The sequence below is a fragment of the Janthinobacterium sp. SUN073 genome (assembly GCF_030397665.1).
Lineage (GTDB): Bacteria > Pseudomonadota > Gammaproteobacteria > Burkholderiales > Burkholderiaceae_D > Janthinobacterium.
The window spans coordinates 14,324-30,323 of record NZ_JAPUBT010000003.1; the positions used below are offsets into that span (position 1 = coordinate 14,324).

General features: G+C 67.6%; 16 protein-coding genes. 10 read left to right on the forward strand and 6 right to left on the reverse strand.

What is annotated here, in order from left to right:
- Positions 1–94 precede the first annotated feature (94 nt).
- On the forward strand, positions 95–1,387 hold the full coding sequence (locus O0882_RS10795; protein ID WP_289947790.1) for a putative O-glycosylation ligase, exosortase A system-associated: 1,293 nt from the start codon (positions 95–97) through the stop codon (positions 1,385–1,387).
- Positions 1,384–2,319, forward strand: coding sequence for a polysaccharide deacetylase family protein (locus tag O0882_RS10800; RefSeq protein ID WP_289947791.1), 936 nt, complete (start codon positions 1,384–1,386; stop codon positions 2,317–2,319). The genes O0882_RS10795 and O0882_RS10800 overlap by 4 nt, the downstream gene beginning before the upstream one ends.
- Here O0882_RS10800 and O0882_RS10805 read toward each other — a convergent pair.
- From O0882_RS10805 to O0882_RS10815, 3 genes are read right to left on the reverse strand one after another with little or no spacing between them, the layout of a single operon-like run.
- Complete coding sequence (locus tag O0882_RS10805) at positions 2,228–4,159, reverse strand: asparagine synthase-related protein (RefSeq protein ID WP_289947793.1); 1,932 nt, start codon at positions 4,157–4,159, stop codon at positions 2,228–2,230. The two genes, O0882_RS10800 and O0882_RS10805, sit on opposite strands and share 92 nt — an antisense overlap.
- A complete protein-coding gene (locus tag O0882_RS10810) occupies positions 4,156–5,415 on the reverse strand; it encodes a pyridoxal-dependent decarboxylase, exosortase A system-associated (RefSeq protein ID WP_289947794.1) in 1,260 nt (419 codons plus the stop codon). Before O0882_RS10810 ends, O0882_RS10805 begins: the two co-directional genes overlap by 4 nt.
- A complete protein-coding gene (locus O0882_RS10815; RefSeq protein WP_289947797.1) occupies positions 5,412–7,010 on the reverse strand; it encodes an acyl-CoA ligase (AMP-forming), exosortase A system-associated in 1,599 nt (532 codons plus the stop codon). The genes O0882_RS10810 and O0882_RS10815 overlap by 4 nt, the downstream gene beginning before the upstream one ends.
- 186 nt (positions 7,011–7,196) lie before the next feature.
- Here O0882_RS10815 and O0882_RS10820 point away from each other — a divergent pair, with 186 nt between their 5' ends.
- Genes O0882_RS10820 through O0882_RS10845 form a run of 6 tightly spaced genes read left to right on the forward strand, consistent with a single transcriptional unit; the run spans position 7,197 to position 11,901 of the window.
- Complete coding sequence (locus O0882_RS10820) at positions 7,197–7,952, forward strand: hypothetical protein (RefSeq protein ID WP_289947799.1); 756 nt, start codon at positions 7,197–7,199, stop codon at positions 7,950–7,952.
- Positions 7,931–8,176 (forward strand): phosphopantetheine-binding protein, encoded by a 246-nt coding sequence (locus tag O0882_RS10825; RefSeq protein WP_289947801.1) that lies wholly within the window; start codon positions 7,931–7,933, stop codon positions 8,174–8,176. Before O0882_RS10820 ends, O0882_RS10825 begins: the two co-directional genes overlap by 22 nt.
- Positions 8,173–9,039: a hydrolase 2, exosortase A system-associated gene (locus O0882_RS10830; RefSeq protein ID WP_289947803.1), complete on the forward strand. Its 867-nt coding sequence runs from the start codon at positions 8,173–8,175 to the stop codon at positions 9,037–9,039. The genes O0882_RS10825 and O0882_RS10830 overlap by 4 nt, the downstream gene beginning before the upstream one ends.
- Entirely contained in the window at positions 9,036–9,923 is an 888-nt protein-coding gene (locus O0882_RS10835; protein WP_289947805.1) for a hydrolase 1, exosortase A system-associated, read from the forward strand. Before O0882_RS10830 ends, O0882_RS10835 begins: the two co-directional genes overlap by 4 nt.
- A gap of 5 nt (positions 9,924–9,928) precedes the next feature.
- Positions 9,929–11,203: a glycosyltransferase gene (locus O0882_RS10840; RefSeq protein ID WP_289947806.1), complete on the forward strand. Its 1,275-nt coding sequence runs from the start codon at positions 9,929–9,931 to the stop codon at positions 11,201–11,203.
- The gene (locus O0882_RS10845; RefSeq protein WP_289947808.1) at positions 11,200–11,901 is read left to right on the forward strand and encodes an ABC transporter permease; all 702 of its coding nucleotides are present in this window, start codon (positions 11,200–11,202) and stop codon (positions 11,899–11,901) included. The genes O0882_RS10840 and O0882_RS10845 overlap by 4 nt, the downstream gene beginning before the upstream one ends.
- On the opposite strand, the gene O0882_RS10850 is transcribed toward O0882_RS10845, so the two are convergent.
- From O0882_RS10850 to purT, 3 genes are read right to left on the reverse strand one after another with little or no spacing between them, the layout of a single operon-like run.
- Positions 11,888–12,625, reverse strand: coding sequence for a hypothetical protein (locus O0882_RS10850; RefSeq protein WP_289947810.1), 738 nt, complete (start codon positions 12,623–12,625; stop codon positions 11,888–11,890). The genes O0882_RS10845 and O0882_RS10850 overlap by 14 nt on opposite strands.
- Positions 12,618–13,073: a DUF6678 family protein gene (locus tag O0882_RS10855; protein WP_289947813.1), complete on the reverse strand. Its 456-nt coding sequence runs from the start codon at positions 13,071–13,073 to the stop codon at positions 12,618–12,620. The genes O0882_RS10850 and O0882_RS10855 overlap by 8 nt, the downstream gene beginning before the upstream one ends.
- A complete protein-coding gene (gene purT, locus O0882_RS10860; protein ID WP_289947814.1) occupies positions 13,073–14,308 on the reverse strand; it encodes a formate-dependent phosphoribosylglycinamide formyltransferase in 1,236 nt (411 codons plus the stop codon). The genes O0882_RS10855 and purT overlap by 1 nt, the downstream gene beginning before the upstream one ends.
- A gap of 174 nt (positions 14,309–14,482) precedes the next feature.
- On the opposite strand from purT, the gene O0882_RS10865 reads away from it, so the two are divergent.
- The gene (locus O0882_RS10865) at positions 14,483–14,989 is read left to right on the forward strand and encodes a sigma-70 family RNA polymerase sigma factor (protein ID WP_289947815.1); all 507 of its coding nucleotides are present in this window, start codon (positions 14,483–14,485) and stop codon (positions 14,987–14,989) included.
- A gap of 23 nt (positions 14,990–15,012) precedes the next feature.
- The gene (locus tag O0882_RS10870; RefSeq protein WP_289947817.1) at positions 15,013–15,948 is read left to right on the forward strand and encodes a FecR domain-containing protein; all 936 of its coding nucleotides are present in this window, start codon (positions 15,013–15,015) and stop codon (positions 15,946–15,948) included.
- The last annotated feature ends 52 nt before the right edge of the window (positions 15,949–16,000 follow it).

A 16,000-nucleotide genomic window follows, 5' to 3' on the forward strand; every position in this document is an offset into this window, starting at 1 on the left:
GCAGTATTGATCCAGTGTACTGAGCCTGCCCGCCAACCCGTTGACAGGCATCAAGACCTTGCCAAGCCGGGCAAAACCAGGAGCGTCCCCCTTCATGCGCGACATACTGATTACCATCATCATCTTTGGTTCGCTGCCCTTCATCCTGAAGTCACCGGCCATCGGCGGCCTGATGTGGGTATGGGTCAGCGTGATGAATCCCCACACGCAAGCCTGGGGCTTTGCCACCCACTTGCCGTTTGCCTTCATCATCGCCATCGCCACCATGCTCAGCCTGATGAAGACGCGCGAGCCGAAAAGCTTGCCGCTGACGCCCGTCAGCGTGCTGCTGCTGCTGTTCGTCGGGTGGATGAATGTCACGGCGCCGTTCGCCCTGCTGCCCGACGCGTCGTGGGTGCAGTGGAACAAGGTCATGAAGATCATGCTGATGAGCTTTGTGATCATGATGGTGATACGCACGCGGCGCGATATCGTGCGCCTCGTCTGGGTGCTGGTGGGCTCGATCGGCTATTACGGCGTGAAAGGCGGCATCTTCACCATCCGCAGCGGCGGCACGGAACGGGTCTGGGGGCCGGAAGATACATTCATTGGTGATAACAATGCGCTGGCCCTGGCCCTGATCATCACCATTCCCCTCATGTATTATTTGCAGCAAAACACGGACAAGCGCTGGGTGCGCCATGGCTTGTCGGCGGCGATGCTGCTGTCGGCGCTGGCCGCGCTGGGCTCGTATTCGCGCGGCGGCCTGCTGGCCATCGCCGCCATGGGCCTGTTCATGTGGCTGAAAAGCGACCGCAAGCTGGTGTTGGGCGCGCTGCTCGGCGCCGTCGCGCCCCTGCTGCTGGCCTTCATGCCCGAGCGCTGGACCGAACGCATGGACACCATCAACACCTATCAGGATGACGTGTCCGCCATGGGCCGCCTGAATGCCTGGCGCATGGCATGGAACCTGGCGCGCGACCGTTTTCTTGGCGGCGGCTTCGATGTGTCCGACGCCGCCATCTTTGCCCGCTACGCGCCGAACCCCATGGATGTGCACGCAGCGCACAGCATCTACTTCCAGGCGCTGGGCGAACACGGCTTCGTCGGCCTGTTGATTTACCTGGCGCTGGGCGTCGCCACCTGGCGCACCGCGGCTGCCATCATCCGCCGCACGCGGGGCCAGCCGGAACTGCGCTGGGCGCATGGCCTGGCCACCATGAGCCAGGCCAGCCTGATCGGCTTTGCCGTGGGCGGCGCCTTCCTCAGCCTGCTGTATTTCGACATGCCGTATTACCTGATGGCCGCCCTGATCGGCACGCGCATCATCGTCGAGCGGCAGGCGCCCACCTCTACATCGCGCCAGGCCAGAGCCAAGGCCCGGGCCGCCGTCGCGGAGCAGCCATGAGCGCCACCTTGTCGATTCTGATCTACCACCGCGTGCTGGCGCGGCCCGACCCGCTGTTTCCCGGCGAAGTCGACGCGACCCTGTTCGAGCGCCAGTTGCGCCTTGTAAAACGTTTCTATGCGCCGCTGCCCCTCGCCGAGGCCGTGCAGCGGCTGCAAGATGGCAGCCTGCCGCCGCGCGCCGCCTGTATCACCTTCGACGACGGCTATGCCGACAATGCGCAAGTGGCCCTGCCCTTGCTGCAGCGCCACGGCTTGCACGCCACGTTTTTTATCGCCACGGGCTACCTGGACGGCGGGCAAATGTGGAACGATACAGTGATCGAGGCCGTGCGTCAGGCGCCAGGTTCCGTACTCGACTTGCGCGAACTTGGGCTGGATTGCCTGCCCGTCGCCAATCTGGCGCAGCGGCAAGCGGCCATCGCCACCTTGCTGGGCCAACTCAAGTACCTGCCGTTCGCCCGGCGCCAGCAGCTGGCCATGCAGATCCGCCGCCAGGCCGGCGTCGTTGCGGGCCCGCCAGCCATGCTCAGCACGGCGCAGCTGCGTCAATTACATGCGGCAGGCATGGAACTGGGTGCGCACACGGTGAGCCACCCGATACTGTCCACCTTGCCAGAGCGGGAGGCGCGGCTGGACATCGCCAACGGCAAGCATCAGCTGGAAAGTTTGATCCAGGCGCCCGTCACCCTGTTTGCGTATCCGAACGGCAAGGCCGGGCGCGATTACGGCGCATCCCACGTGGCGATGGTCCACAGCCTGGGTTTCAAGGCGGCCGTGGCAACGGACTGGGGCGTGGCGCGCCCCGGCGCGGGGCTGGACTTGCTGCAGCTGCCCCGCTTTACGCCGTGGGATCGAGGACGGCTGGCGTTTCTGTGGCGCTTGCGGCAAAACCGTCGGCAAGCGCACCCAGCGCGCCCGGATGCTGGCTGAGCCACTGTTCCAGCATCAGCAGCAGCCACACCATGGTGCCGTGATAGGCCGGGTGTTCCGCCAACAAGCGCCCTTGCAGATCGTCGATGAAGGCGGGCCGCACGATGCCGCGCCCGCGCAATTGCGTCAGGTTATCGAACGCAAACTCGCGCAGCGGCGCGTGACTGTGCAGCCACTGGCCGAAGGGCAAGCCGAAGCCGTGCTTTTTCTTGCGCACGATGGCCGGCGGCAAGATCTCCGCCAGCGCCCGCTTGAAGAAGGGCCGCAGCTGTCTGCCGTCGAGCTTGTCGCGCGGCGCCAGGCGCGACGCAAACGCCACCATCGCGTCGTGCAGGAAGGGAAAGGCCGCTTCCACGCCCGCCAGCTCGCACGCCTTGCGCACCTTGAACAGGTCGTTGTCGGCCAGGGTAAAGCGCATGTCCAGCGCCAGCAACTCATTGATCTGGCTCAAGCCCTGGCCTTGGCGCTCCCAATACGCGCCATTCACGCAGCCGGGCGCCATACCCGGATCGATGGTATCGATAAAGCCCGCTTCCAGCACCGTGCGATAACCATGGCGCAGGAGCAGGTTGTAGCCGTCGAGGCGGGCCGGCAGCGGCAGGCTCGCTTGCTCGATGTAGCGGCGCGCCTTGTCGCCCAAGCGCCACGGCTTGCCCCTTTGTTGGCGAAACAGCAGCGGCTCGATGATGGCCTGGCGCAACATGACGGGCAAGCGCTCGTACTGCGACAGCAAGGCCTGGTGCGCATAGCGCTCATTGCCGCCAAACAATTCGTCGCCGCCATCGCCACCGAGCAAGCGGGTTACTCCATCCTCGCGCGCCATCCGCGCGCAATAGTAAGCGGGAATGGCCGAGGCATTGCCGAAAGGCTGGTCGAAGATGGCCGCCATGGCGGGGATCGCGGCCAGCACGTCGTCTGGTGTCACGTAACGCTCGTGGTGGATGCTGCCCGCGTGGCTGGCGGCCAGGCGCGCGTACGCCATTTCGTCATAGCCGGGCGCGTCAAAACCGATGGAATACGTGCGCGCGGGGCGGCCCGTCACCTGCCCCATGATGGCGGCCAGGGTGGAACTGTCGGTGCCGCCGCTGAGAAACGCGCCCGTGCTGGCGCTATCGTTGCCCAGGCTGCTTTCCACGGCCAGGCGAAGCAGGCGCAGGAATTCCTGCTTGTTGGCGGCAAAGCTGGCTCGCGTGCGCGCCGCCGGCTCCTGGAAGGCCAGCTGCCAGTAGCTGCCCTTGCGTTGCTTGCCGCCGCGCACATGCAGGTATTCGCCGGGCAGCAAGCGCTGCTGGCCAAGATAGGCTGTGGCCGGGCCGGGCACCATGTGGAAATACAGGTAGTGATACAGCGCTTGCGGATCGAGCGCACCGCGCACGGACGGATGCGCCAGCAAGGCATCCATCGAGGAGGCAAAAAACAGGCCTTGCGCATTGCTCGCATAGCTGAGGGGGTGGATGCCGGCACGGTCCACGGCCAGCAGGGCCGAGCCGGAAAAAGCGTCGAGGATGGCCAAACAGAAAGGCCCGGACAGGCTGGCGCAGGCGGCCACGCCCCGGCTCAGCCACAGGGACGCGAGGCGGCTCGCCACGTCGTCGGCCGAGCCGTCGAGCACGGGCCGGCCCCAGATGGCCACTTGCAAGCCATCTTGCTGATATACATGGCGGCTGCCGTCGATGGCGGCCACGGCCACGCCGCCCACTTCGCTCACGCTGGCGGCCAGGGGTGCGCTATCGAAACGCGACAGGGGCGCGGCCATGCTGGCCAGCGCGGTGGGCGCGGCGCCGGCCGCATCGGCGGCGGCCAGGCCTGCCGCCGCCAGCCAACCGCACAGGCCGCTCATACGAGCACCTCGGCCGGCAAAGGATGGCCGAGAAAGGCCGTCGGGCTGGCCGTCAAGCCATAGGCGCCCGACTGGAACACCACCACCAAATCGCCCTCCTCGGCGCGCGCCAGCTCCATCTGGTCGGCCAGCAAATCGAGCGGCGTGCACAGCGGCCCCACGACGGAGGCCACTTCGCGCACCCCGCCGTGCAGCCGGTTGCCGATGGCGACCGGGTAATTCTTGCGGATCAGCTGGCCAAAATTGCCGGAAGCGGCCAAGTGATGGTGCAAGCCGCCATCCGTGACGAGAAACACTTGCCCATGCGATTGCTTGCGCTCAATCACCTTGCATACATAGATACCGGCCTCGGCCACCAGATAACGGCCCAGTTCCAGGTTCAGGCGCGCGCCCGGCGCCGCCTGCGCCAGGATGGCGAGCTGCCGCTGCAAGCCGTCCGCCACGGGCGCCAGGTCCAGCGCCTGGTCGCCGGGGAAATACGGCACGCCGAAGCCGCCGCCAATATTCAGGGTGCGCAAGGGCGACGGCGCGCTGTCGGCCAGTTGCAGGGCCAGTTGCACACTGAGGGCTTGCGCTTCAACCAGGGCCGCCGCCGACAGGCTTTGCGAACCCGCATACAGGTGAAAGCCGTGGAAATCCAGCCCCAGCTGGCCGATGCGCCCCAGCAACGCCGGCACCAGGGCCACATCGACGCCAAACGGCTGCGCGCCGCCGCCCATGCGCATGCCCGTGCGGCGCAGGGCGAAATCGGGATTCACGCGCACGGCCACCCGGGCCGTCACGCCCAGCCGTTCACTGGCCAGCGCCGTCCTTTCCAGCTGGGCGCCCGATTCCACGTTGATCAAGACGCCAGCGGCCACGGCCCGCGCCAGTTCGCCATCGCGCTTGCCCGGCCCCGCAAAACTGATGCATTCCGGCGCCATGGGCGTATCGAGCGCGGTGGCCAGTTCTCCGCCCGAGGCCACGTCGATGCCATCGACCAGACCCGCCAGCCACTGCACCACGGCCGGCATGGGATTGGCCTTCATGGCGTAATGCACGTGCACGCCAGCGGGCAAGGCGGCGCGCAGTTCGGCCACGCGGCGCGTGATGTGCGCGCGTTCATACGCGTAAAACGGCGTGCTGCCCACCCTCTGGGCCAGCCGTTGCAAGGATACGCCGCCGACCTGCAGCATGTCGTTGTCCACGGCGAACTGCTGGCCCTGGGACGAGTGCAAAGGCAATTGCGTGCTATTCGAGCGTATCAAATCCTTCATGCCACCTCTCCTGATTGGACCGCATACGCACGCGCCAGTTCCCTGGCCAGCAAGGGACGGTCGATCTTGCCATTCGGATTGCGCGGCAGCACGCCGTCGCGGATCTCTACCCACAGCGGCACCATATAGCTGGGCAGGCGCGCGCGGCAGGCGGCCAGCACGCTGTCGCGCAACAATTGCATGCCCGGCGCGGGTGTGACGAGCAAGGCGATTGCCTGGCCCAGCACGGCATGGGGCAAGCCCAGCGCGGCCGCCTCGCCCACCAGCCCGCTGGCATACGCGACTTCCTCGATCTCGGCCGGGCTGACCCGGTAGCCCGATGTCTTGATCATGTCATCGCTGCGCCCCACGAAATACAGATAGCCATCCGCATCGCGGCGCACGGTGTCGCCCGACCAGACGGCCAGTTCCGGCAGCACCAGGCCGCTCGCCTGCGGCGGCAGCGGCTTGAAACGCTCGGCCGTGCGCGCCGCATCGTTCCAGTAACCAAGCGCCACCAGCGCGCCACGGTGCACGAGTTCGCCCGGCTCATCGGCGTCGCACACGCTGCCGTCGGGGCGCAGTACCAGCACTTCCGCATTCGGGATCGCCTGTCCGATGGAATCGGGATGCCGCTCCAGCTGTTCCGGCGCCAGGTAGGTGGAGCGGAACGCTTCCGTCAAGCCATACATCAGGTAGACCTGCGTGCGCGGCAGCGACTGGCGCAGCTTGTCCAGGGTGGAGCGCTGCATCACGCCGCCCGAATTGGTGATGTAGCGCAAGGGCGTGGACAAGGGCCAGCTCAGTTGCGACAGCTGCACCCACAGGGGCGGCACGGCGGCCAGTCCCGTGATGGCTTCCTGCTCCACGGCTTCGACGATGTCGCGCAGCAGCAGATAATTCATCAGCACGGCGCAGGCGCCGCTGGCAAACGCCGTCGTCAGCTGGCTCAGGCCGTAATCAAAACTGAGCGGCAGGACGCACAGGATGCGGTCCTGCGGCGTGTTGCGCAGGTAGGACGACACGCTGAGCGCGCCGGCCAGCATGTTGCGGTGCGACAGCACCACGCCCTTCGGCCGCCCCGTGCTGCCCGAGGTATATAAAATGGCGGCCATGTCCGTGTCGATCACCGTATGCCACAGGAGTGGGAGTGCGGGCGCGGCGGACAAGCCACGCCACGGCAGCAGCCGTACCTTGCCCATGTGCGATTCCGTCTCCCCTTCGCCCGTCAGCAGCACCGTCTGCAAGTCCGGGCAGGCGGCCAGCGCGGGGCCCAGCTGTGCCAGGCGTTCGCGCGAGGTGACGAGGATGGCCACGTTGCAATCGGCCAGGATATACGCCACCTGGTCCGGCTTGAGTAGCGGATTGACGGGCACGAACACGCCGCCGGCCGCCGCCGCGCCAAACATGGCGCTGACGTTTTCCGGGCGTTTTTCCAGATACACGGCCACGCGAGCGCCACGCCGCAAGCCCAGGGTCAGCAAGGTGGCAGCCACTTCACGCACGGCTTGCGCCAGCGCGCCATAGCTTGTTTCTTCGCCCTGCCAGGACAGGGCCGGCGTGTGGGACGCGCGCTGCGCCGTCTCGAAAATCAGATCATGTATCAGTGTTGCCATCGTGTCGCCCCCGGGTTGCCATGATTGCCATGCATTCCCCTATGATTCAGACAAACGGCCACAGCGGTCTTGATTTTGATCAATTAACAGTTTCAGCAACACAGCTTGAGCCGGCGCAAGACCGCCGTTGGCCGCTGCGCTCTAATGGACAGCGTTGGCTGCATAGCCGCCTCATCCCTTACCGCCATGGCCCTGTTTCGACAATTTCCCCTGCTGCAACGGCTGAGCGCCAGCCTCAATCAGCTGGGCTGGCGCGACAGCGCCTGGCTGGCCGTGGCGCGCTTGCTGGCGATGATGCCGGGCGGGCGCTGCGCGCTATATCGTTATCAATTCGTCGCGCAGGCCGTGGCGCCCGGTTCGCTGTGCCGCGGGCGTGGCCAGGCCATCACCGTCAAGCCCTGCCTGGAGGAAGCGGACTTGCCGCCCGGCCCCGCGCGCCGCCCCGGCGTACTGGGCGAACGCTACCGCCAGGGCGCGCAATGCCTGGTGGCGCGTGACAAGTCTGGCATGGCCGGCTGGATCTGGCTGCTGCGCCACGGCTGCCAGGAAGACGAGGTGCGCGCCCGCTATGCGCTGGCCTCAAACCAGTCGTCGTGGGATCTGGACGTGTGGGTGCATCCCGAGCAGCGCGGCGGCCTGGTCTTCGCCCGCCTGTGGGAAGAAGCCAACGCCGCGCTGCACGCGCAGGGCGTGCGCTGGTCATGCAGCCGCATCTCACGCTTCAACCGCGCCTCGCTGGGCGCCCATGCGCGACTGGGCACGCACGCGCTGGGCACGGCCACCTTTATCCGCTGCGGGCGCTGGCAATGGATGGCCGCCAGCCTGCCGCCGTATGTCCACCTGTCGCGCCGCCCGGACGACATCCCCTGCCTGGCCTTCGATACGTCGTCCCTGCCGCACTACCCTTCCCTGGAGCTGACATGCCGCATCTTGAAGCAGTAAAACGCATCCTCGACACCACCCTGGGCTTGAACGGGCGCGCGCTGGAAGCGCACACGCCGCTCTTGGGCAGCGTGCCGGAACTCGACTCGATGGCCGTGATCGGCGTGATCGCCGCGCTGGAAGACCATTTCGGCATCACTGTCGCCGACGACGACATCCACGCGCGCCACTTCGCCACCGTGGGCGCCCTGCACGACTTCGTGTTTGCACAGCTGCGGCCATGAACAGCGCCGCCCTCGACGCGCTGCCGCTGCTGCCCTTCTTCCTGCCCGCCAGCGGCGGCCAGCGCTACTGCCTGCTGCACCTGCCGCCGCCGGGCCGCAGCGCGCGCGGCGGCATCGTCTACGTGCATCCGTTTGCGGAAGAACTGAATAAAAGCCGCCACGTGGCCGCCGCGCAGGCGCGCGCCTTTGCCGCCGCTGGCTACAGCGTGCTGCAGATCGACCTGTTTGGCTGCGGCGACAGCAGCGGCGACTTCTGCGAAGCGCGCTGGGACATCTGGCACAACGACCTGCACCTGGCTTGCGCGTGGCTGGCGCAGCGCGTCGACGGCCCCTTGACCATGTGGGGCTTGCGCCTGGGCGCCCTGCTGGCCCTCGATTTCGCCAGCCGCGCGCCGCTGCCGCTGGCGCGTTTGCTGCTATGGCAGCCGGAAGCCGATGGACGGCGCAGTATCGACCGCTTCCTGCGCCTGCGCCTGGCGTCCAGCATGCTGGCCGGCGGGGGGCAGGAAGCGCCCGGCCATGCGCGCGCCGCACTGGCGCAGGGTGAATCTGTGGAAGTGGCCGGCTACCTGCTGGCACCCGAGCTGGCGCTGGCCATCGACGGCGTCAGCGCAGCGGCGCTGCTGCCCTCGGTGCCCGCGATACCTGTCTATTGGCTCGATTACCAGGCACCGGAGCAAGCCGGCGCACCGTTGCCGCCGCTGGCGCGCCACTGGCGCGAACAGGGCGCAGCCGTGCACGTGGCCAGCTTCGGCGACGGCCCGTTCTGGCACAGCGGCGAGCTGCTGGCGTGTCCGCAACTGCTGGCCGCCACGCGCACCCTGTGCCGCGACTGGCTCGACGAGGAAAGGACGCCGCCATGAAGCGCGACAGCAGTCAGCAGCAACTCGCAGGACACAGCGTGCGCGAGCTGCCCCTGCGCTTTCGCAGCGCGGCCGAAGACGGTGAAGCGCAGGCGCGCATGGTCGGCATCCTCAGCCTGCCCGCCGCACCGGGACCGCGCGGCATATTGATCGTCACGGGCGGCCCGCAGTACCGGGTCGGCAGCCATCGCCAGTTCGTCTTGCTGGCCCGCGCCCTGGCCGCGCAAGGCTGGCCCGTGCTGCGTTTCGACCTGCGCGGCATGGGCGACAGCGAGGGTAGCGCGCGCGATTACCGCGCCGCCGGCCCCGACATCGCCGGCGCGCTGGCGCAATTCCTCGATGCCGTGCCGACCTTGCGCGAAGTGGCGCTGTGGGGTTTGTGCGACGGCGCCACGGCGGCCGCCTGCCATGCGCCGCGCGATGCGCGCGTCAATGCCCTGATCCTGCTCAATCCGTGGGTGCGCAGCAGCGCTGGACTGGCGCGCGCCACCTTGCGCCATTATTATTTGCCGCGCCTGCTGCAAGGCGCGTTCTGGCGCAAGCTGGCCAGCGGCGGACTGCAGCCGGGTGCCAGCCTGGCGTCGCTGCGGCAGGTGGCGGCCGCCACGCAGGAAGCCGCCCCGCAGGCAGACGACGCGCCCGCGCCGGCCCTGCTGCGGGCCTTGACGCAATTCCAGGGCAAGGTGCTGCTGATCCTCAGCGGCGACGACCTGGGCGCGCGCGAGTGGCAAACCCTGCTCCATGGCGACGGGGCCTGGCGCGCCGTTGCCGCCCGCGCGCAATGGACACAGGCGCAGGTCGATGGCGCCAACCACACCTTCGCCAGCGCCGCCTGGCGCGGCGAAGTCGAACAGTTGTGCGCACGCTGGCTGCAGTCATGGTAAGGACAATGCCAAACGCGGCCCGACCAAAACGGGTGCTGATGGTCGCCTACCATTTTCCACCGTTCGCTGGCGGCAGCGGCATCCTGCGCACGCTGGGCTTTGCGCGCCATTTGCCCGACTGCGGCTGGCAGCCGCTGGTGCTCAGTCCCAGCCCTGCCGCGTATGCGCAGAAAGGCATGTCCCAGCTGGCGCAGATCGGGGAGCGCGCCACCGTGCGGCGCACCCTGGCGCTGGACGCGGCGCGCCACCTGGCCATCGCCGGGCGCTATCCGCGCTGCCTGGCCCTGCCCGACCGCTGGAGTTCCTGGTGGCTGAGCGCCGTGCCGGCCGGCCTGCGCATGATCCGCGAATACCGCCCCGATGCCATCTGGTCGACGTACCCGATCGCCACGGCGCACCTGATCGCGCTGACCTTGCAAAAACTCAGCGGCTTGCCATGGATCGCCGACCAGCGCGACCCCATGCTCGATGACAGCGACCCGCTGGCGCCGTATCCGTCCGAAGTGCGTTTGCACCGCATGCATGCGTGGATAGAACAGCGTATCGCGGCGCGCAGCGCGGCCATCGTCTGCACCACGCCGGGCGCCATCGATGCGCACCGGAGACGCCTGGCGCAGGTGGGGCGCGAGCGCTTCCACCTGATCGAGAACGGCTACGACGAAGACGGCAATGACGGCAGCCATGCGCGCACGGGCCACCGCAGCCGCTTCCTGCTGCTGCACAGCGGCGTGATCTACCCGTCCGAGCGCGATCCGCAAGCGCTGTTCGAGGCGCTGGCACGGCTGCGCCACGACGGCCTGCTGCATGCGCGCAATTTCCAGCTGGTGCTGCGCGCCACGGGCCACGACGCATGGCTGGCCAGCCTGCTGGTGAAATACGGCATCCTCGATCTGGTACGGCTGGAACCGTTGCAGCCGCACGGCGCGGCGCTGCAGGAAATGCTGGCGGCCGACGGCTTGCTGCTGCTGCAGGCGGCCAATTGCAATGCGCAGATTCCCGCCAAGCTGTACGAATACCTGCGCTGCCGCCGGCCCATCCTGGCGCTGACCGACCTGGCGGGCGACAGCGCGGCCAAGCTGCGCCACTGCGGCATCGACACCATCGGCCAGCTGGCGTCCAGCGCCGACTGCGCGCGCGCCCTGCTGCGCTTCCTGGAACTGGCGCGCCAGGGCCGCGCGCCGCTGGCCAGCCCCGCCGCCATCGCCCTGCAATCGCGGCAAGCCCGCAGCAACGCCCTGGCCGACTTGCTGGACCAGGTCAGCCACAGGGGAACAGCATGACACACCTGATACTTGCCTGCGCCCTGGCCGCCTGCTGCTGCGGCGCCGGCGCCGCAGCCTGCCCGCCCTACGTCAAGGGCACCACGGGCGGCGACTACACGAGCGCGGAAGACCGCAAGGACCTGTCCGTGGTCGAACAATTCCATTTTTCGCGCGCCGTGGAAACGCTCACGCAAGGCATGACGGGCAGCCTGGGCGGCGACATCAGCTACACCCTGGAGCACTTCCCGAACCACCACCGGGCGCTGGCCTCGATGGCCAAGCTGGGCTTGCGCCTGAAAAGCGCGCAACCACACGGCGCCCGCTACACGGTCAGCTGCTACTTCGAACGGGCCATCGCCTTCGCGCCGCACGACGTGACGGCGCGCATGGTGTATGGCAGCTACCTGCTGGCCACGGGCCAGGATGCCATGGCGCTGGAACAGCTGGACGCGGCCAGCCGCCTGGCGCCCGAGCAGGCCACCATTCAGTACAACCTGGGCTTGATGTATGTGAAAAAGAAGGAATACGAGAAGGCCAGCGCGCACGCGCAAAAAGCCTATGCGCTGGGCTTTCCGCTGCCGGGGCTGAAGAACAAGCTGAAGGCGGTGGGCAAGTGGAAAGAACCGCCGCCCGCGCCCGCCGTCGCTGTTGACGCGTCGGCCGCCGAACCGGAAAAACCGGCCGTACCGCCGGCAGAACCGCCTAGCGGGGAATGACGGCCGGCCGCGCGGCCACGCTCCAATGCCCGGTCGGCGAGCCGGCCAGCGCGGCGGCCAGGTCGCGCCGCGACTGCGCTTTGTCTTCGGCCTCGCCGATGTGCGCCAGTTCGGCCGGCTGCAGCACGGTGGCGATGAGCAGCATCACCTCGCCATATGGCGTGTCGAAAGACGGGGGAAGCGTGGCCGCGCCCTGGGCCAGCAGCACGCCCACCTGTTCATTCTCGTCTTCGAGGCCTGCTGGCGCATCCTGCACGTCCAGCGCCATCGAGACGCTGCCGTGGCGCTGCAGCAGCAAGTCGATGGAGCCGTGGTCGGCCACGTTCTGGCTGACTTGATAAATCACGTCGAACAGCCACGATGCCTGTATGGGAGCGCCGTCGAAGGCGGACAGCGGCGCCTCGATGCACACTTCCAGCAAATGGCCGCGCGGCACAAACACGTCGTCGTCATCCTCGAACGGATCGCTCAAGCCGTCGCTGGCGATGATGATCGAATCGGCACGGCGGATCACGCGCCAGGCCTGGCGCAACGATGGCCAGCGCGGACCTCCCATGAAGGCGGGATTGAGCATCGGCGCCAGCACGTCGGCATCCAGCGTGCCCAGGGTGGCATAAAAAGCGTCGCGCGCGGCGCAGGCCGTGGCCAGCATCTGTGCGCCCGCTGCCTTGCCGACGACGGCGTCGTCCGGTTGCGCTACTTGCGGGATAATGTTTTCAGGCATGAGATTGGTCTTTGAATGAGTCGGAGGGAGGAAAATCTTCGTAGGAACGGGGCAGATAGCCCCAGATGCGTGCCACGCTATCTCGCACCTCGAAATCGAAGCCGATGCGTTCCAGCTCCGGCACGATCCACACACCGTGGTCGATGATTTTTTTCGGCAGCAGCATGGCCACGTGTTCTTCCGAGGTCAGGCCGATGTCGAACCATTCCACGCCCATGAAGGGGAACGGCGGGTGGTAATCCCATTCCGTATCCCAGCGCGAGACGTAACCGGACACGGAGCCGTAGCGGTACGACGGCACCCAGTCAGTCCGCCCGCGCATGAGGGCCAACAGTTCGTTCCACTTGCAATCGCTGGCGGCGCCGGCCAGGTTGCGCCGCGCGATGTGGCCGCGCAGCTTGCGCTTGACGTCGTCGCCGCCGGCGTCGGCCAGCGGCAGGCCCGCCATTACCTCGCCACCGGCTTGACTTTCGACGCGGCCAGCACGGCGCGCGCGCGGGCAGTGTCGATATCGTCGGCCGTGGCCAGCGCCACACCCATGCGGCGGCGGGCGAACGATTCAGGCTTGCCGAACAGGCGCAGGTCGGCACCCGGCACACTCAAGGCATCGGCCACGCCTTCGAAGGCGATGCCTTTCGCTTCCAGCTGGCCGTAGATGACGGCCGAGGCGCCGGGCGAACGCAGCGTCACGTTGACGGGCAAGCCCAGGATGGCTTTCGCGTGCAGCTCGAATTCGCTCTGCACCTGGCTGGCCATGGTGACCATGCCCGTGTCGTGTGGACGGGGGCTCACTTCCGAGAACCACACCATGTCGCCCTTGACGAACAGCTCCACGCCGAACAGGCCCAGGCCGCCCAGGTTATCCGTCACCTTGCGCGCGATCTCGCGCGAACGCTCCAGGGCCAGCGGCGCCATGCGGGCCGGCTGCCATGATTCCACGTAATCGCCCTGCACCTGCAAGTGGCCGATCGGTTCGCAAAACTGCGTCTCGATCTGTCCCGACGCGCCGACGGCACGCACCGTCAGCAGGGTGATTTCGTAATCGAAGTCGATGAAGCCTTCGACGATCACGCGGCCCGTGTCGACCCGGCCGCCACTGGCCGCATACGCCCACGCCGCATCCACATCTTGCGGGCCATCGAGCTTGGACTGACCCTTGCCCGACGACGACATCACGGGTTTTACCACGCAGGGAAAACCGATTTCCTGGCACGCCAGCTGCAACTCTTGCAGGCTGCTGGCGAAGCGGTACGGCGACGTGGCCACGCCCAGCGTTTCGGCCGCCAGGGTGCGGATGCCTTCGCGGTTCATCGTCAGCACGGCCGCGCGCGCGTTCGGGATGCAGGTGATTTGCCCGGCCGCTTCCAGCGCCGCCAGGGTCTCCGTGGCGATGGCTTCGATTTCCGGCACGATCAGATCCGGCTTTTCCAGGGCTATCAACGCGGCCAAGGCCACGCCGTCGCTCATGTCGATCACGTGCGAGCGGTGCGCCACGGGGTGGCCGGGCGCGTTCGAATAGCGGTCGACGGCGATCACTTCCACGCCCAGGCGCTGCAGCGAAATGATCACTTCCTTGCCCAGTTCGCCAGAACCCAGCAGCATGACTTTGATGGCGGTGGAAGACAGGGGCGTGCCGAAGGTGCGGGGCGCGATGGTGCTGCTGGTGCTGGTGCTAATGGTCATGGCAAGGTCAGGTGGCGTTGGAAAGATGGCTGGGACTATAACAAATGCCGGCCCTCTTGGACAGGGCGCGCCAACGGTGCGGCCGCTGGCGGCGGTACTTGCCAGCGCAAGCTGGCAATGCAATAATTGAGAATGATTCTCAATTAACCATCATCCATCATCGTCCTTGCCGCCATGAACCCTGCCGCACCGCCCGACCTTGCCACCCTGTACCGCGCCCACCACGGCTGGCTGCAGGGCTGGCTGCGGCATAAACTGGGTTGCGGCGCCGATGCGGCCGACGTGGCGCACGACACCTTCATGCGCCTGCTGCAGCGGCGCGAACGGCCACAACCCGCCCTGCGCGAACCGCGCGCCTACCTGACGCGCATCGCGCAAGGCCTGGTGATCGACCATTACCGGCGCCGCGACGTGGAATACGCCTACCTGCAGGCGCTGGCCGCCCTGCCCGAGCAGACGGCACCGTCGCCCGAAACGCGGCTGCTGATCATCGACACCCTGGTGCGCCTCGATACGGCGCTCGATGCCCTCAAGCCGCGCGCCAGGCTGGCCTTCTTGCTGGCCCAGCTGGACGGCTTGACGGGTCCCGCCATCGCCGCCAGGCTCGGGGTCTCGCTGGCCACCGTCGAGCGCGACCTGGCCAGCGCCTGGCGCGCCTGCTACCGCGTCTATTTCCAGTGACATTTCCAGTAACGGCCACAGCCTTGCCGGATGACCCCGTGGAGCAAGCCATCGCCTGGGCCGTGCGCCTGCAAATGCATGGCGCCACGCCGGACGCGCTGCATTCGCTGCAGCGCTGGCGTGATGCCGATCCCGGCCACGAACAGGCGTGGCAACGCCTCGCCGCCATCGGCAGCCAGTTTTCGGGCTTGCCGCCGGAAGCGAGCCGCGCCACCCTCGACGCCAGCCTGGCGCGCCGCCGCCAGCGCCGCCAGGCCCTGAAAGTGCTGGCCGGTATCGGTTTTGCCGGTACGGCCACCTGGTTCGCCATCGACACGCGCGCCGACTACCGCACGGGCACGGGGCAGCGTTTGGCCGTGCGCCTGCCGGACGGCAGCTTGCTGCACCTGAATGCGGGCACGGCCGTCAGGCTGCGCTTCGATGGCGCGCAACGGCTGCTGACCTTGCTGCATGGCGAAATTGCCATTACCACGCAAGCCGACCCGCAGCGCCGGCCGTTTCTCGTCGACACGAGCGAAGCGCGCATGCTGGCGCTGGGCACACGCTTCACGGTGCGCCGCCTCGCTGGCGCCGATGGCATGCTGACGCGCCTGGCCGTGCAGGAGCACGCGGTGCAGCTGCAGACAGCCGCAAGCGCGGCGCGGCCCTTGCTGGTGCAGGCCGGCGACAGCGTCCTGACGGATGGCGCGCGCATCTGGCGCGAGACGGCCCATGACGATCCGGCCGCCTGGCTCGATGGCGTGATCGCCGCGCGCGACATGCCCCTAGGCCAGCTGGTGGCCGAACTGGCGCGCCACCGGCGTGGCTTGCTGCTGTGCGACGCCGATATCGCCCACTTGCCCGTTTCCGGCGTCTTCCAGCTGGACGATCCCGAGCGGGCCCTGCGCGTGCTGCTGCATACGCAGCCCATCGTGGCTGTCTACCGCACGCGTTTCTGGGTCACGCTGAAAAAAGCGTAAAAAAGATGAGGGGATGGGGCTGGCCGCACGGCATACAGCTTGATACCACCCA